A 15,516-nucleotide genomic window follows, 5' to 3' on the forward strand; every position below is an offset into this window, starting at 1 on the left:
GTCTCGACTGACTCTTACGTCCCGTCCTTTTCCATCAGCTTTTTCAGCTTGCGGTAGACGGTATTTCTGCCAATTCCGAGAATGCGCGCCGTCTCGGAGATGTTGCCGCCCGTCTGCAAAAATACGTCGACCATGTCGCTCTTGCCAGATTGGGTTCGTTCTTTTTGAGCATCGCTTATTTGTCCCTCGGCGGGCTTGGCAGAAAAGCTGGACAAAATGTAGGCAGGGAAGCGCTCCCGCTCAATTTTGCCTCCCTCCGACAGAAAAGCCGCTTCGCGCAGGGCGGCCGCAAGCTGACGCACGTTTCCCGGCCAACTGTAGCTCTCGATCAGCTTTTTGGCACTGGTTCCAAGCGCAAGCGGCCCTGTGCCCAACTGGGCTTCGATGCCGTGCAGCAGCAACTGGGCGAGCTGTAGCCGATCTGCACGCTCCCGCAACGGCGGCAGTGTGACCTGAACGCCTTGCAGTCGGTAAAACAAGTCAGCGCGGAAGCTGCCTTCCTGCACTTTTTGCCACAAATCGGTGTGCGTAGCCGTAATGATCCGCACATCGACGTGAATCGGCTTCGTTCCGCCTACCCGATAGACGGTGAAATCTTGCAGCACGCGCAAAAGCGCCACTTGCATCTCGGACGGCATCTCGGCTATTTCGTCGAGGAACAGTGTCCCTTGGTGAGCTTGTTCGAATTTTCCCGGCTGTCCGGTCTGTTTGGCTCCGGTAAACGCTCCCGGCTCGTAGCCGAACAGCTCGCTTTCTAGCAAACTTTTCGGAATCGCCCCGCAGTTGATCGCGACAAAAGGCTTGTCCGCACGCTCGCTTGCCAGATGAATCGCCTGGCTGACGACGTCTTTGCCTGAGCCGCTTTCGCCAAACAGCATAACCGTATATTCCGTTTTGGCTGCCCGCTTGGCAAGCCGAATGGCCGCGAGAAAGGCATCGTCTGTGCCGTATAAGTCATCAAAAGAGGTGAGACCTGTCCGATTTGCCCGGAGCGGCCTCGCCTTCGGTTTGGAGGATGGAGGGCTTGCGGCGATCTGCGGTGGACGCGTATCAAGCAGAACGGAAGCCTGCCAGTGATGTTCCCCGCCCCCTTTTGTGAGCAGGGGGAGGGAACGGGGAGTGGAAATGTCTTTTTGCCTGCCTAGCAAAGACTCGATGTCTGCTACTAGCTCTGTCACATGCACCTGTTCCAGCCGCTGCCTGTTTCCGCGCAGCAGTTGGTGCGCTTCGCGGTTGCCGCCCGTGACGATTCCGTCCTGATTGACGGCCAGCAGCGCGTGGTGCTTGGCGTTTTTCTCCGGATAGAGCGAGATGACCATCTGCCGATCGGGACGATGGATGAGCAGCCAATCTTCCACTTTGCGCGCCATCACATCGACCATGCCCAGTAAGGAAGGGTGGTACATCGCCGCATGTCCGCTAATATCGAGCACAGCTACCAGCTCGCCCTGCGGTCCGAAAATCGGGGAGGCGGCGCAATACAACATATGGTTGGAGTCAAGATAGTGGTCTTTTCCGACGACCGCCAGCGGTTTTTGTTCCACAATGACTGTCCCCGCCGAGTTGGTTCCGCGCACCTGCTCAGACCAGCAGGCGCCGTGATGGACCTGGATTTTTTCCGTGTCCTTGAGGAAGACAGGATCGCCTTTGCTCTCCAGGATGTAGCCCGACGTATCGCAGAGGGCGACGATCGAGTAGGAGCTTTTCAGCCAATAAGCCAATCGCTCCATGGTTGGGTCCATCGTTCTCATAAACTCTTCTTTTTGTTCCCTGTATTGCCGAAACTGGGTTTCTTCCAGTATGGCATCCTTTGCTGTCAACGCATTAACCCCATTGATCCGGCTTCGCTCCCACGACTTTTTCAGCAACGCATTGGTGGGTTCCAGCAAACGATTTCCCCCTCTAGCAGAGAAAATAAGACCTTCCTTTCTATATTACCACAATTTTCAAACTACAATGGGCAATGGAGCAATTGTATCGCAAAAATGGAGCAACTGTTCCAACGCAAGATTGCTAGATTCATAGAAAAGCCGCTGTTTGTAAGCGTTTTCTATTTGGCACAAAACATGCTTCTAGTAAGGGACGAATGCACATAAGCGAAAATGAGGAGGGGCTTACGTGGCGCAAACGGCAAAAATCACATTGGACCCGCGTGTCGAAGCTTTCTTGGCAGGCGGTCCGAAAAAGCTGTTCATTGGTGGGGAGTTTGTAGCGTCAGCATCGGGAAAAACGTTTGACACGATTGATCCGGCTACTGGTGAAGCGATTACGTCTGTTTATGAAGCCGATGCGATCGATGTCGATCTCGCGGTGCAAGCCGCAGAAAAAGCTTTTGCGACAGATTGGGCCAAGGTGACGCCTAGCGAACGCGGGCGGATGCTCTGGAAGCTGGCTGATTTGATGGAAGAGCATGCAGAGGCGCTCGCGCAGCTGGAGACGATCGACAACGGCAAGCCGATCACCCACGCCCGTTTCGCTGACGTAGCATTGGCGATTGATCACTTCCGCTACTATGCAGGCTGGTCGACGAAGCTGGCTGGCGAAGTGATCAACAATTCTGCCGGGCGCAACATGCTGACTTACACGCGCCGCGAGCCGATTGGCGTGGTCGGGCAGATCATTCCGTGGAACTTCCCGCTCTTGTTGGCTGCGTGGAAGCTGGGCGCGGCACTCGCTACAGGCAACGTCGTGATTTTGAAAAGCGCCGAGCAAACGCCACTGTCCGCGATCTATTTGGCGGAATTGATCCAGCAAGCGGGATTCCCCGATGGCGTCGTCAACATTATTACAGGCTACGGGCCGACAGCAGGCGCGGCGATTACGAACCATCCGCGCATTCGCAAAGTGGCTTTTACCGGATCGACGGAGGTCGGCAAGCTGATCATGCAGCAAGCGGCGGGCAATTTGAAGCGCGTGTCGCTGGAGCTGGGCGGCAAATCGCCGAACATTATTTTCCCGGACGCCGACTTTTCCAGAGCGATTCCTGGCGCGTTGATGGGTATTTTCTTCAATCAAGGCCAAGTGTGCTGCGCAGGCTCGCGCTTGTTTGTTCATAAAAAAGTGTACGACAACGTCCTGGCTGACATGACGAGCTATGCGGCCAAAATGAAGCAAGGCAACGGCCTGGACGAGTCGACAGAGATCGGGCCGCTCGTATCGAGCGAGCAATTTGAGCGGGTGACAGGCTACTTGCAAAAAGGGCATGAGGAAGGCGCGACTTCATTGACAGGCGGCGTACCGTTGGAAGGGCCGGGCTATTTCGTTCCGCCTACGATTTTTGCCGATGTCAATGAGCGCATGACGATTGCCCGGGAAGAAATTTTTGGCCCGGTTGTCGCAGCGATGCCTTTTGACGACGAGGAGCAAGTCGCAGATGTCATCCGGCGGGCGAATGATACGGAATACGGGCTGGCAGCAGGGGTGTGGACGACCGATCTGCGCAAAGCGCACAAAGTCGCGCACGCCTTGGAAGCAGGCACTGTCTGGGTCAACTGCTACAATGCGCTCGACGCTGCCGTGCCGTTTGGCGGCTACAAGCAATCCGGATACGGCCGGGAGATGGGTTCGTACGCCCTGGACTTGTATACGCAGGTGAAGGCGGTCTGGGTCAACCTCGATTAGGGCAAGGGCAAAAAACAGAGAAAACAAGGGGGAATCAAGCATGAGAGCGGCGCAAATTTTGGAGCAGCGTAAACCTTTGCGTATTGGAGAGGTGCCCGATCCGACACCAGGTTCGAAAGACGTGATCGTCCGGGTCGAAGCGTGTGGGGTTTGCCGAAGCGACTGGCACGCCTGGATGGGAGATTGGGACTGGATCGGACTCAGCCCGCAGCTGCCGATCATTCCGGGACATGAACTGGGAGGTGTCGTCGAGGCAGTCGGCAAAGAGGTGAAAAATTTCCGTCCGGGCGATCGCGTGACCACGCCTTTTCATGAAGGGTGCTCACATTGCGCCAATTGCCTCTCCGGCCATTCCAACCGTTGCGACAACCTGGCGATTTTCGGCTTTAGCTACGATGGCGCCTACGCCGAATACGTCCGCGTGCCAAACGGCGACTTCAATCTGATTCGCCTGCCAGACGAGGTAGACTCGCTGACAGCAGCCGCGATCGGTTGCCGTTACATGACGGGTTATCACGGTGTGATCCGTGGAAACGTTCAGCCGGGCAGCTGGCTGGCCGTGCACGGCGCGGGAGGAGTCGGACTGTCATCGGTTCAGGTGGCGAGCGCAGTCGGGGCGATGGTCATCGCTGTAGACGTCGATGACGCCAAGCTGGCCAAGGCAAAGGAAGAAGGCGCCGTTGCCGTCATCAATGCCAGAAAAGAAAATGTCGTGGAAGCGGTCAAGGAAATTACGAAGGGCGGGGCGCACGCCTCCATCGATGCGCTCGGCATTCGCGATACGATTCTCAATTCGGTTTTGAGTCTGAGAAAAGGCGGCAGGCACGTCCAGATCGGATTGACTACCAAGGAAGAGGGCGGCATGGTCGGATTGCCGATCGATGCGATCACCGCGATGGAACTGGAGATCGTCGGCAGCATCGGCAATCCGCATGCGGCTTACGAAGGATTGCTTACGCTGATCGCCCAAGGCAAGCTGAACCCGTCTTCGCTCGTGTCCAAGGAAGTCGCTCTCGATGACGTGTCGGGCATTTTGGAAGACATGACGAACTACAACACATTCGGCTTTAATGTGATTACGAAATTCAGATAGAACAGATGAACCAGTGCGTCTCTGAGTAGGACGAGAGACACACTGGTTCATTTTTTCTGGGGGCCAGTGTGCTTAAAAAATGTTTCATAAAAAGGAAAATTGGGGTAATTGTCGAAATATTTATCCGAATTGTTGTTCCCTCACTTTTATATCTGGAGGATGGAGATCATGAGTCAGCGGATAGCTCTGGATAGATATGCGAATCTTTCACAAGAAAGAGTCAAACTTGAACAGGAGTGGGAACGATTTGTTTCTGGAGTGAACGAAAGACCGGCCATTCGACCGCTGATGTACGAATCCTGGCAGCGCTGTCAGGAGCAAAATATCCATCCTCTGCGCACGAGAACGACGGTCAGCCTGTCCCGGGCGCAGATCGAGGCGTACTGGGAAGAAGATACGCTCCAGCATATTCTCAAGCCGCTTTTGCTGAAAATGAAAGACGCTTCGCTCGACTCGGGCCATTTGGTCACCTTCTGCAATGCCGCAGGAGACATCGTGCATTTGGACGGTGACTTGTCGCTGATGCTGAAAGCAGAAGACATGAATTTTGTCGTCGGCTCCTCCTGGGCGGAGCATCGGGCAGGGACGAACGCCATCGGAACTTCGCTCGTGACGGGGCGACCGGTACAGGTGTTTGCTGGCGAACATTTTTGCCAGGAGGTGCAAAAATGGACGTGCTCCGCCGCGCCTGTTCGCGATCCTGTCACACAGCAAATGATTGGCGTGTTCAATTTGACAGGCTTGTGGAGGGTCAACCACCCGCACTCTTTGTCAGCTGTTACCTCGGCAAAGCAAATCGTGGAAAAATATTTGCGCGGTCAACTGGAACAGGAACGTTTCCGCTTGACAGAGCGTTTCTCGCATCTCGTCTCTTCGGCTGTGACGAGTCCTTTTCTGGTACTCGATCGCGGCGGGAAGGTCATTAATGCGTCCAGTATCCTGTACGAGCAAGGGTGGGTTGATCGCCAGCAAAATTTGATCGGGGTGCCTCCTTCCGCTTTTGCCATTATCTCGAAAATGCAATGGGAGGCCGAACATGTGAGGGGAATATGGCGCTTTGAACTTATTCCGTATATATATGGCGGCAGGCCGATCGGCTCTGTCGTGTACGCAATTCCCCCGAACGACGAGTACGGCGTGCGGGAAGCGACGGCGGCGCAGCCTGTTTTTGCAGGGAGCGGAGGGGCAGATGGCTCCGCACGCGAGCCGTTGGCACCCGACTTTGCCGAAACGGCGAAACCGTTTATCCGCAGCGAGCGATTTTACCGTTCGCTGTTCGAAGACAACCCTTCGGCGATCATCTGTTACGACTTGCAAGGGAACATACTGGAGGCCAATCCGGCCGCCGAGAGATTGATCGGCTATACCGTAGAAGAACTGCAAGCGAGCAACATTATCCAACTAATCTTGCTGGATTGCGCCGAAAAAAAGCTCCATCCGTTCAGCCTGGAAGGAATGGGACGACCGCAGGAGTTTGAAATCGCTGTCAAACATAAAAATGGACACAGCATCGACGTCAGCATCAACAACTTCCCGATGTATGTAGACAACGAGATCAGCGGCTTCTATGCCATCGCTAAAGACATGACTCGCCACAAGCAGATCGAGGCGGATTTGCGCTCGACGAAGGAACAGCTTGATGTGTACCTGCGCAATACGGACGATTCGGTCGTTGTGCTCGATGTCGGCTTCCATATCGTCAAAGTCAACCGGGCGTTCGAGCAGATGTTTGGCTGGAGTGAACAGGAAGTCATCGGGGCCGAGCTGCCGACGATCCCTGACTTTTTGCAAGCGGATTTCCAGCTGCTGCAACAGGAAATTGTCCGAAATCGCCACGTGACATCGTATGAGGCGCTGCGTCAGCGAAAAGACGGGACGCTGCTCGATGTCAGCACCTTCATTTCGCCGCTGTCTGATTCAGAAGGGAACCTCATCGCCTTCGTGGCGATTCAACGGGACATAACCGAGCATAAGCGGATGGAAGCGGCCTTGATTGAAAACGAAAAGCAACTGCGAACGCTGATCAACGCCATGCCGGATTCCGTCTGCTTCAAAGACAGCGAAGGCCGCTGGATCGAGGCGAACGATTGCTGCTTGCGCGTGTTCCGCCTGGAGAACGTGCCGTATCAGGGAAAAACGGACGGGGAGCTGGCTCTGCTTTCCCCGGATTATCGCGAGGCATTGCTGCAATGCGCCGAATCGGACAAGCGGGCATGGGAAGAAGGCAAGCCCGTCCGGCTGGAAGAGGTCGTTTACCTGGACTACGGCGATGTGCGAATTTTTGATGTGAGTAAAATTCCGCTATTCGACCCGGAGGGCAAGCGCACGGGCTTGGTCGTGATCAGCCGGGACATTACGGAGCTGAAAAAGACAGAAGAGCTGTTGCGCAAGTCGGAAAAACTGTCTGTCGTCGGTCAATTGGCTGCGGGAGTCGCGCACGAAATCCGCAATCCGCTGACTTCCATTCGCGGTTTCATTCAATTTATTCAGGAAGGCCATTACAAGCAGGAGTATTTTCAAACGATCTTGTCAGAGCTGGATCGGATTCAATCGGTTGTCAACGAGTTTTTGGTGCTCGCCAAGCCGCAGGTCATCCATTTTACGCCGCGCAATCTGCCGCCTTTGCTGCATCAGGTGGTAGAGCTTTTGCAGACCGAAGCGATTTTAAACAATGTCCAGATTGTGCTGGAGATTGATCCGGTCGCCACGATGGTCAATTGCGAGGAAAATCAGTTAAAACAGGTCTTTATTAATATTTTAAAAAATGCGATCGAGGCCATGCCGTATGGCGGGCAGATCACTATTCAGCTCAAGCAGCAGGGAGAAGCTCTGTCGATTCGGATTTTGGATCAGGGAGAGGGAATAGCCGAGGAGCGAATACCGAAGCTTGGGGAACCTTTTTATACGACCAAGGAAAAGGGCACAGGTCTTGGCCTGATGATTAGCTACAAAATTATTCAAGCCCACCAAGGAACGATGAAAATTAATAGCCAGCGAAACAAGGGGACGACGGTGGAGATTCATTTGCCTGTGTGTGAACCTCTTGAATGAGCGTTTGTGTAAAGCCCGGGGGAGAAGAGATGCCTCTGGGTTTTTTGGTGCGGGCAGCGGCGTGAATAGAACCGTTTTTTCGACAAAAACCAGCAGAAAACATGCGAAAAAAGTAAAAAGACAGAATATTGACAAAGATGATACAGGATGTTAATTTTTGTTTAGGAAAACGTTTACCCGAAATGAGAGAAAGTGAGTGAGAAACCATTTCTGTCACGATAAAAGACATCGCCCAACTCGCCAACGTTTCTATCGCCACTGTCTCGCGTGTCCTGAACAACTCCAAGCCAGTCAGACCGGAGCTGCGGGAAAGAGTCCTGCGGATCGTCCAGGAGACGGGCTTTCAACCGAATGCGATAGCCAGAAGCCTCGTCAGCAAGGAAACCCGCATCATTGGAGTTATGATCCCCGACATCAACAACAACTTTTACTCCAACCTCACCTACGGCATCGACAGCGTGCTTAGCGAGGACGACTACAGCATGTTTTTGGCTATTTCCGACGAGATCGTGGACAAAGAGCTGAAGTATTTGCGGCTGTTCAAGGAAAAGCAGCTGGATGGCGTCATCATCGCGAGCGTGCATTTTTTGGAGAGCAACTTCCAGACGCTGCTCGACATGCAAGTGCCGACGGTCGTAACCGGCCATGATTTGCCCGGCTACCAAATTCCCACGGTCAACGTCAACAACGTACAGGCTGCGTACGATGCGACCGCTTATCTCATCTCGCAGGGCCATCAAAAAATTGCCTGTGTCTCCGGGCCTTTGTGGGACCCGCCGTGCGGACTGGATCGCATGGGAGGGTACCGCAAAGCGATGCGCGCACACGATTTGCCGATTCATGAAGGCTTTGTCGTCGAAGGGGATTTCACTGCCAAAAGCGGCTATGAAGCGATGCGCCGCATCTGCGAGGAGAAGGTGCGTCCCACGGCGGTGTTTGTAGCGACAGACCTGATGGCCGTCGGGGTGCTCAATTACTTGCACGATCACGGGATTCGCGTTCCGGAAGACATTTCGGTCATGGGCTTTGACAATCTGGAGCTGGCCTCCTTTACCAGACCGATGCTGACTACCGTTCACAACGACCCGTTTATGTACGGGAAGGCTGCCGCGGAGCAATTGCTCAAGCAAATCAGAAACGAGCCGGTGGAGAGGATGAGCATCGTTCCACACCACCTCGTCGTCCGGCAAAGTGTAAGCGTGATTTACGAGCGTACACCATGAATGGCCCATAGATGTGATCCAAACAGAGAGCTTGGCTCGAAAAAGGAGGGAAACGCATGAAGCTCGGCGTGTTTACTGTGTTGTTCAGCGACAAATCGTTCGAGGAAATGCTCGACCATGTGAAAGAGGCAGGATTGGAGGCAGTCGAAATCGGAACAGGTTGCTATCCAGGCAATGCGCACTGCCAGCTGGATGAGCTTTTGGAAAGTGCAGGGAAGCGCGAGGCGTACCGAAAGGCCGTAGAAGAACGCGGGCTGGTCATCAGCGCATTGAGCTGCCACGGCAACCCGCTGTCGCCAGACAAAGAATTTGCCCAGCAATCGCATGAGACGTTCGTCAAAACGGTGCAACTGGCCGAACAGCTCGAAGTCCCTGTCGTCAACTGCTTTTCCGGCACGGCAGGCGATCATGAGGGCGCGAAGTATCCGAACTGGCCTGTCGCCCCCTGGCCGAACGAATATCGGGATGTGCTGAACTGGCAGTGGAACGAAAAGCTGGTGCCGTACTGGAAGGAATGGGGCCAATACGCCCACGATCACCAGGTAAAAGTCGCGCTGGAGCTGCACGGAGGCTTTCTCGTCCACACGCCCGGGACGCTGCTGAAGCTGCGCGAACAGGTGGGAGAGGCGATTGGAGCCAATTTTGATCCGAGCCATATGTGGTGGCAAGGCATCGATCCGGTGGCGGCGATCAAAATATTGGGCAAAGAACAAGCGATTTACCATTTCCATGCCAAAGACACTTTTATCGATCAGGAAAAAGTGAACATGTACGGCCTGCTGGACATGAACTCCTATGCGAATCTCAATGAGCGGGCCTGGTACTTCCGCACAGTCGGCTACGGACACGACCAGAAGACGTGGGCAGACATGATGAGCGCCTTGCGCATGAGCGGATACGATTACGTCATCAGCATCGAGCACGAGGATGCCATCATGTCGATCGAGGAAGGCTTCCAGCGCGCCGTACAAAATTTGCAGCAGGTGATTTTGCGCGAGCCGCTCAAAAATATGTGGTGGGTGTAAAAGGAGGGAGCTTGTATGAGCACATGCAAGATCGGATTGATAGGAGCAGGCGGTATTGCCCTGGCGCATCTGGAAGCAGCCAAAGGCGAGCCGAGAGCTGAGATCGTTGCCATTGCAGATGTGTCGAAAGAAACAGCCGCAGAAAAGGCTGAGCAGTACGAAATCCCGCACGTCTTTTCCGATTACCGCCAGATGCTGTCCGAAGCGGCACTGGACGCTGTCATCGTCTGCGTGCCCAACTATTTGCACGCGCAAGCTGCGCTGGATGCATTGGCTGCGGGAAAGCACCTGCTGTGCGAAAAGCCGATGGCGATGAACAGCGGTCAGGCAGAAGCCATGATCGAAGCAGCGAAGCGAGCGGACAAAATTTTGATGGTCGCGCAAAACAACCGCTTCCGCAGCCAGGCCAAGCAGATCAAAAGCTGGCTGGATGAAGGGAAGTTCGGCAACGTGTACCACGCGAAAACAGGCTGGGTGCGCCGCAACGGAATCCCCGGCTGGGGAAGCTGGTTTACGCAAAAAGAACTGGCAGGCGGCGGTCCGCTGATTGACATCGGGGTACATATGCTCGATTTGACCTTGTGGCTGCTTGGTCATCCCAAGCCAGTGTCGGTACTCGGCCAGACGTACGCAGAGTTCGGTCCGAAAAAGCGCGGGCTGTCCGAGTGGGGCCGGATCGATGAGAACGGCGTGTTTGACGTGGAAGACATGGCGGTTGCGATGATTACGTTTGAAAACGGCTTTTCGCTCACGCTTGATGCAAGCTGGGCGTCGCACATCGAAAAAGAAAACGTTTTCCTGCAACTGTACGGGCAAGAAGGGGGCGTATCGCTTGGCTTGCTGGATGAGCAGCTCGCTCTTTACCACGAATGGGGCGGCGTCATGGCAACGACTGAGCTATCGCCCAAACCTTGTCAGGAACGGGTCGCGCTCTTGTCCAACTTCCTCGATGCCATCGAAGGGAAAGCCGAGGCGCTGTGCACGCCGGAGCAAGCTTTGTACATTACCCGTCTGATTGAAGCGATCTATCAGTCAGCTCGCACCGGGGAGGCTGTCCGCTTTTCGTAAACGGTTGAAGTGCCTGCGAAAGCAGGCTTCAGCATTCACCAAAAGAGCATAGGGGGTTAATGGCATGAAAGTTATGAAAAGGCTTACATCAATGGGACTTACCTTGACCGTGGCACTCTCGCTGGCAGCATGCTCCTCCACTCCGCAGCAATCCGCACCCGCACAAGGACAACCTGCATCACCAGAAGCGCCGAAAACAGAGCCAGCTCCGCAGCCAGCCGCCGAAAAAGTCAAGCTCGTCTACGCTCGCGGCAAAGACGCCACCGATTCCACGAAAAAGCTCGTGGAAGCTTTTCAGAACGCTCACCCGAACATCGAGGTAGAAATCCGCGAGATGCCATCCGACACCGGACAAAGCCACGATCAGTACGTCACCATGTTCAGCGCGCAATCGTCCGAGATCGACGTGTTCGACCTGGATGTAATCTGGCCGGCTGAATTTGCCCAGGCAGGCTATCTGCTTCCGCTCGACCGCTTGATGGAACAAGACGGAATCGAGACGGGCAAATATATCAAAGGCGCGATGGACGCCGGAAATTTCGGCGGTCAGCAATGGACGATGCCCAAATTCATCGATGCCGGACTGCTCTTTTACCGCAAAGATTTGGTCAAAGAACCGCCCAAAACATGGGATGACTTGATCGCGCAAGCAAAAGCCACAAAAGGTCAGGGCGGCACGAAGTTCGGCTACTTGATGCAAGCCAAGCAGTACGAGGGACTGGTGTGCAACTTCGTTGAATTTAGCGCTGCCTACGGCGGAAAAATTCTCGACGAGCAAGGCAACGTGGCGATCAACAACCCTGCGACGATCAAAGGATTGCAAAAAATGATCGAGATCGTCAAATCCGACATCGTCCCAAGCAACATCACTACCTTTATGGAAACCGAATCGCATACCGCATTCCTCGAAGGACAATCGGCCTTCATCCGCAACTGGCCGTATCAGTTCGCCCTCGCGCAAGATCAGGCGCAATCGAAAATCGTCGACAAAGTGGCGATCGCTCCGCTCCCGGCAGGGGATGCAGGCTCTGCCGCAGCACTCGGCGGCTGGATGGGCGGCATCAACAAATTCAGCAAGCATCCGAAAGAATCGTGGGAGTTCCTCAAGTTCATGACCGGAGCCGAAGGACAAAAAATTTCGGCCGTGCACGGCGGTCTGGCTCCAACCTTGCTGCCTGTGTATGAAGACGCTGATGTGCAAAAAGCAAGCCCGCTGTTTGCGAACAAAGACTTCGTCGATGGCGTGAGCGCTGCCGTGTCCCGTCCGACTACGCCGATCTATCCGAAAATCTCCGAAGTCATCCAGATTGAAGTGTCCAAAGCGCTGGCCGGACAACAATCCGCAGAGCAAGCCGTACAAAACATGGAAGCAAAAATGAACGAACTGATGAAAAAGTAACGCGGGTCCAGCGACATAGCGACACGCGCCAACAGGTCCAGGCGGCTTCCGGGAGAGGGGGACTGTCTCTTCCGGAAGCGAATGGGCCGCGGCAAACAGAAGATGCTCTTGTGATTTTCAATCAGGAAAGAAGGTGGTGAACGGATGAATCGACAAAACAAAGGCTCTCTTTCGGAAAAGCAAATGGGCTATTTGCTGATTTTACCCGCACTGCTGATTATCCTCATCATCGCGATTTGGCCTGTCATGCGCTCATTCTGGATCAGTCTGCACGATATTCGGCTGAATGACCCGACAAAGACCGAAGTTCATTCCTCGTATGGGCTGGATATGGAGCGCTACGTCAGTACCTTTCCCAACCTGCTGCGCTATGTGAAAAAAGAAGCGGAGGCCGCCCAGGGACCTGCAAAAGACAAACTGGAGGCGATTCGGCAAGAGATCGAGCAAATGAATCAAGCGCTCCAGCAATCAGGCGAGATCGCGAGCCGTTACGAAGCCATCGACCAGTTGCTGCTGGAGTTCAAGCCGATTCCGAACGAACTCAAATACGTGACGTTGACAGGGGAAGCGACAGACGCGATCCGGACAACCTTGGCGCAGACGGAATCTACCCTGCTGGAAATGGGGGCAAACAAACAGCTGGCGAAGCCGGAAGGAGCCGTCGGGGTGATGGCCGGGATCACGTCCGCGATCATCGAGCCGAACTATGTAGGTTTCACTTACTACCAGCATTTTTTGACCGACAGCCGCATGTGGGCCGCCTTGTATAATACATTCTTTTTTACGGTCGTCTCTGTGGTCATCGAGCTTGTGCTTGGCATAGCCATCGCCCTGTTGATCAATCGTCCGTTTCGCGGCCGGGGGCTGGTGCGGGCAACGGTGCTGATTCCATGGGCGATCCCGACCGTTATTTCCGCGATGATGTGGAAATTTTTGTACGACGGCCAAAACGGGATCGTGGCTCATCTGTTCGAAGTGACGGGGCTGGTATCGGATATGGGCGTGCTGCTTTCGACAAAGGCTGGCGCGATGTTTTCCGTCATTTTGGCGGACGTCTGGAAAACGACTCCGTTCATGGCTCTGCTGCTCTTCGCCGGCTTGCAGACCATCCCGCACAGCTTGTACGAAGCGGCTTCCGTCGATGGAGCGAACCGCATGCAGCAATTTTTCCGCATTACGCTGCCGATGCTCAAGTCGACGATTCTCGTGGCGCTGTTGTTCCGTACGCTCGATGCGTTTCGCGTATTCGATCTGATCTACGCGCTGACTGGCGGCGGACCTGCCAACTCCACGGAAACGATCTCGATTTACGCCTATAAAACGATGTTTGCGCAGATGAGCTTTGGTGAAGGCTCGGCGCTCGCAGTCCTTGTGTTCTTGTGCGTCGCGCTCATTTCGATCGGCTACATCAAAATTTTGGGGGCTGACCTCCTCGGTGAGGGAAACGGAAAATAAGGAGGAAAATGTCATGCAAAAAAAGGCGGGTCCTTTGTTTTACATCGGATTGCTGCTGTTTGTCTTCGTCGTGATGTTCCCGTTCTTATGGATTCTCCTCGCCGCGCTGAAGCCGCCAGGGGAGCTGTTCGGGGAGAGGGCCTTTCAGTTCATCATTCAAAATCCGACCTTGGACAACTTCGTTCGGGTATTCACGGAGCGTCCGTTTGCCAGATATTTATGGAACTCCACCGTGGTTGCGACGCTGACGACTCTGTACTCCATCACGATTGCGTCTTTTGCTGCCTATGCGATCGCCTGGCTGTCTTTTCGCGGCAAAACGATCATTCTCGGCATCGTGCTGGCCGTCTCGATGTTCCCGCAGATCGCCACGATTTCCCCGATCTTCATGTTCATGCAATCGATGGGGCTGACCAACAGCTATCTCGGCCTGATCATTCCGTACACGACTTTCGCCTTGCCGCTTGCCATCTGGAATTTGACGATCTTCTTCCGCAAAATCCCGAGCGATTTGGGCGAAGCTGCCAAAGTGGACGGAGCGAGCATTTGGCAGACGATGACGCGAGTGTTTTTTCCGCTGGCCATGCCGGGAGTATTCACGACCGCGATTCTCGTTTTTATCGCCGCCTGGAACGAATTTTTGTTCGCGCTGACGCTCAATACGCAGGAAGCGATGAAGACTGTGCCTGTAGGGATCGTCATGTTTCAAGGGATGTTCACGATTCCGTGGGGAGAGATATCGGCCGCCTCGATTATCGTTACCGTGCCGCTCGTCGTCATGGTGCTGATTTTCCAGCGCCGGATTATTTCCGGTTTGACTTCCGGGGCGGTGAAAGAATAAGCGCTGCGAAAATACGCCGCCAAAAGCCAAGCGAGCGCCCTTCGTACACGTTGCTGGCAGGATATCTCCCGCGCCGGGGCGAAATCAAACGCCTGACAGCAAGGAATGAGGGGGAGTCCGATGAATTTGTCGCCAGTTGAAATTCGCGTGCAAGCGGAAGCGATCCGCGAGGGGCATGTGAACAACGTCAAGTACATGGAGTTTTTGGAGCAAGCCCGCCAGCCGTGGTATGACTATTTTTTGCACCTGGGCTTCCGCTCTTTTGTCGCCAAGCTGCAAGCGGACTACAAGCAGGAAGCGTTTCTCGGCGACGTTCTCGTCATTCATACGGAGGTAGAGCGAGTGGGAAACACGAGCTTTGTCCTTTCCCAACGGATGTACAACCAGCGGGAAGAGCAGGTGCTGGATGCCGAGGTGACGTTTGTCGCTATCTGCGCCAAAACAGGCGAGAAAATCCGCGTGCCGGATGAGCTGCGGACAAAAGCGTAAGCAGGACGGCAGAGCAGCGCAGGAAGGGGTCCGATCCGAAAAGAATCGGGCTTTTTTGGCGTGGAAAAGGGGTTCCCACGAAGCGGCAGGCGAGAAGTGGAGCCAAAAATGAAACAGTCCGTGACAGGAAGACATGACAAGTTAGTACAAAAGTAGCTGATACGGAAAAAAGAATGTTGAAATTTGTGGAAAATTTGACTAAAATACACTTTGCGTACAAACTTTCCTCACGATTCGCTGTTGGTTTTGCC

General features: G+C 54.3%; 11 protein-coding genes. 10 read left to right on the plus strand and 1 reads right to left on the minus strand.

Translation table 11 applies throughout. The features are described 5' to 3' along the window. Positions 1-14: 14 nt before the first annotated feature. On the minus strand, positions 15-1,889 hold the full coding sequence (locus IRJ17_RS17555) for a sigma-54-dependent Fis family transcriptional regulator (RefSeq protein ID WP_242771249.1): 1,875 nt from the start codon (positions 1,887-1,889) through the stop codon (positions 15-17). Between the two features lie 229 nt (positions 1,890-2,118). Here IRJ17_RS17555 and IRJ17_RS17560 point away from each other — a divergent pair, with 229 nt between their 5' ends. The 10 genes from IRJ17_RS17560 (at position 2,119) to IRJ17_RS17605 (ending at position 15,265) form a co-directional block, all read left to right on the plus strand. Further along, positions 2,119-3,621, plus strand: a complete 1,503-nt coding sequence (locus IRJ17_RS17560) for an aldehyde dehydrogenase family protein (protein ID WP_173599808.1) — start codon at positions 2,119-2,121, stop codon at positions 3,619-3,621. 40 nt (positions 3,622-3,661) lie between these two features. Beyond that, complete coding sequence (locus IRJ17_RS17565; RefSeq protein ID WP_173599809.1) at positions 3,662-4,714, plus strand: zinc-dependent alcohol dehydrogenase family protein; 1,053 nt, start codon at positions 3,662-3,664, stop codon at positions 4,712-4,714. A gap of 168 nt (positions 4,715-4,882) precedes the next feature. Further along, complete coding sequence (locus IRJ17_RS17570) at positions 4,883-7,765, plus strand: PAS domain S-box protein (protein ID WP_242771252.1); 2,883 nt, start codon at positions 4,883-4,885, stop codon at positions 7,763-7,765. A 272-nt stretch (positions 7,766-8,037) separates the two neighbouring features. After that, positions 8,038-8,988, plus strand: a complete 951-nt coding sequence (locus tag IRJ17_RS17575) for a substrate-binding domain-containing protein (protein ID WP_242775297.1) — start codon at positions 8,038-8,040, stop codon at positions 8,986-8,988. A 56-nt stretch (positions 8,989-9,044) separates the two neighbouring features. Next, complete coding sequence (locus IRJ17_RS17580; protein WP_122966415.1) at positions 9,045-10,013, plus strand: sugar phosphate isomerase/epimerase family protein; 969 nt, start codon at positions 9,045-9,047, stop codon at positions 10,011-10,013. A 15-nt stretch (positions 10,014-10,028) separates the two neighbouring features. Next, positions 10,029-11,081, plus strand: a complete 1,053-nt coding sequence (locus IRJ17_RS17585; protein WP_122966416.1) for a Gfo/Idh/MocA family protein — start codon at positions 10,029-10,031, stop codon at positions 11,079-11,081. Positions 11,082-11,145: 64 nt separating this feature from the next. Next, positions 11,146-12,480 carry an ABC transporter substrate-binding protein gene (locus IRJ17_RS17590; RefSeq protein ID WP_173598071.1) on the plus strand — a complete coding sequence of 445 codons (1,335 nt, stop codon included), beginning with the start codon at positions 11,146-11,148 and terminating at the stop codon, positions 12,478-12,480. A gap of 144 nt (positions 12,481-12,624) precedes the next feature. Continuing rightward, complete coding sequence (locus IRJ17_RS17595) at positions 12,625-13,935, plus strand: carbohydrate ABC transporter permease (RefSeq protein WP_242771255.1); 1,311 nt, start codon at positions 12,625-12,627, stop codon at positions 13,933-13,935. 13 nt (positions 13,936-13,948) lie between these two features. After that, complete coding sequence (locus IRJ17_RS17600) at positions 13,949-14,776, plus strand: carbohydrate ABC transporter permease (protein ID WP_122966419.1); 828 nt, start codon at positions 13,949-13,951, stop codon at positions 14,774-14,776. A gap of 120 nt (positions 14,777-14,896) precedes the next feature. Then, entirely contained in the window at positions 14,897-15,265 is a 369-nt protein-coding gene (locus IRJ17_RS17605) for an acyl-CoA thioesterase (protein ID WP_242771258.1), read from the plus strand. Positions 15,266-15,516 lie beyond the last annotated feature (251 nt).

It is taken from the genome of Brevibacillus parabrevis, from assembly GCF_022701015.1.
GTDB classification, from domain to species: domain Bacteria; phylum Bacillota; class Bacilli; order Brevibacillales; family Brevibacillaceae; genus Brevibacillus; species Brevibacillus parabrevis.

Excerpts from the sequence above, each read along its gene's own strand:
- IRJ17_RS17565 (WP_173599809.1), top strand. The coding sequence starts at position 3,662 with ATGAGAGCGGCGCAAATTTTGGAGCAGCGTAAACCTTTGCGTATTGGA.
- IRJ17_RS17570 (WP_242771252.1), top strand. The coding sequence starts at position 4,883 with ATGAGTCAGCGGATAGCTCTGGATAGATATGCGAATCTTTCACAAGAA.
- IRJ17_RS17580 (WP_122966415.1), top strand. The coding sequence starts at position 9,045 with ATGAAGCTCGGCGTGTTTACTGTGTTGTTCAGCGACAAATCGTTCGAG.
- IRJ17_RS17585 (WP_122966416.1), top strand. The coding sequence starts at position 10,029 with ATGAGCACATGCAAGATCGGATTGATAGGAGCAGGCGGTATTGCCCTG.
- IRJ17_RS17590 (WP_173598071.1), top strand. The coding sequence starts at position 11,146 with ATGAAAGTTATGAAAAGGCTTACATCAATGGGACTTACCTTGACCGTG.
- IRJ17_RS17595 (WP_242771255.1), top strand. The coding sequence starts at position 12,625 with ATGAATCGACAAAACAAAGGCTCTCTTTCGGAAAAGCAAATGGGCTAT.
- IRJ17_RS17600 (WP_122966419.1), top strand. The coding sequence starts at position 13,949 with ATGCAAAAAAAGGCGGGTCCTTTGTTTTACATCGGATTGCTGCTGTTT.
- IRJ17_RS17605 (WP_242771258.1), top strand. The coding sequence starts at position 14,897 with ATGAATTTGTCGCCAGTTGAAATTCGCGTGCAAGCGGAAGCGATCCGC.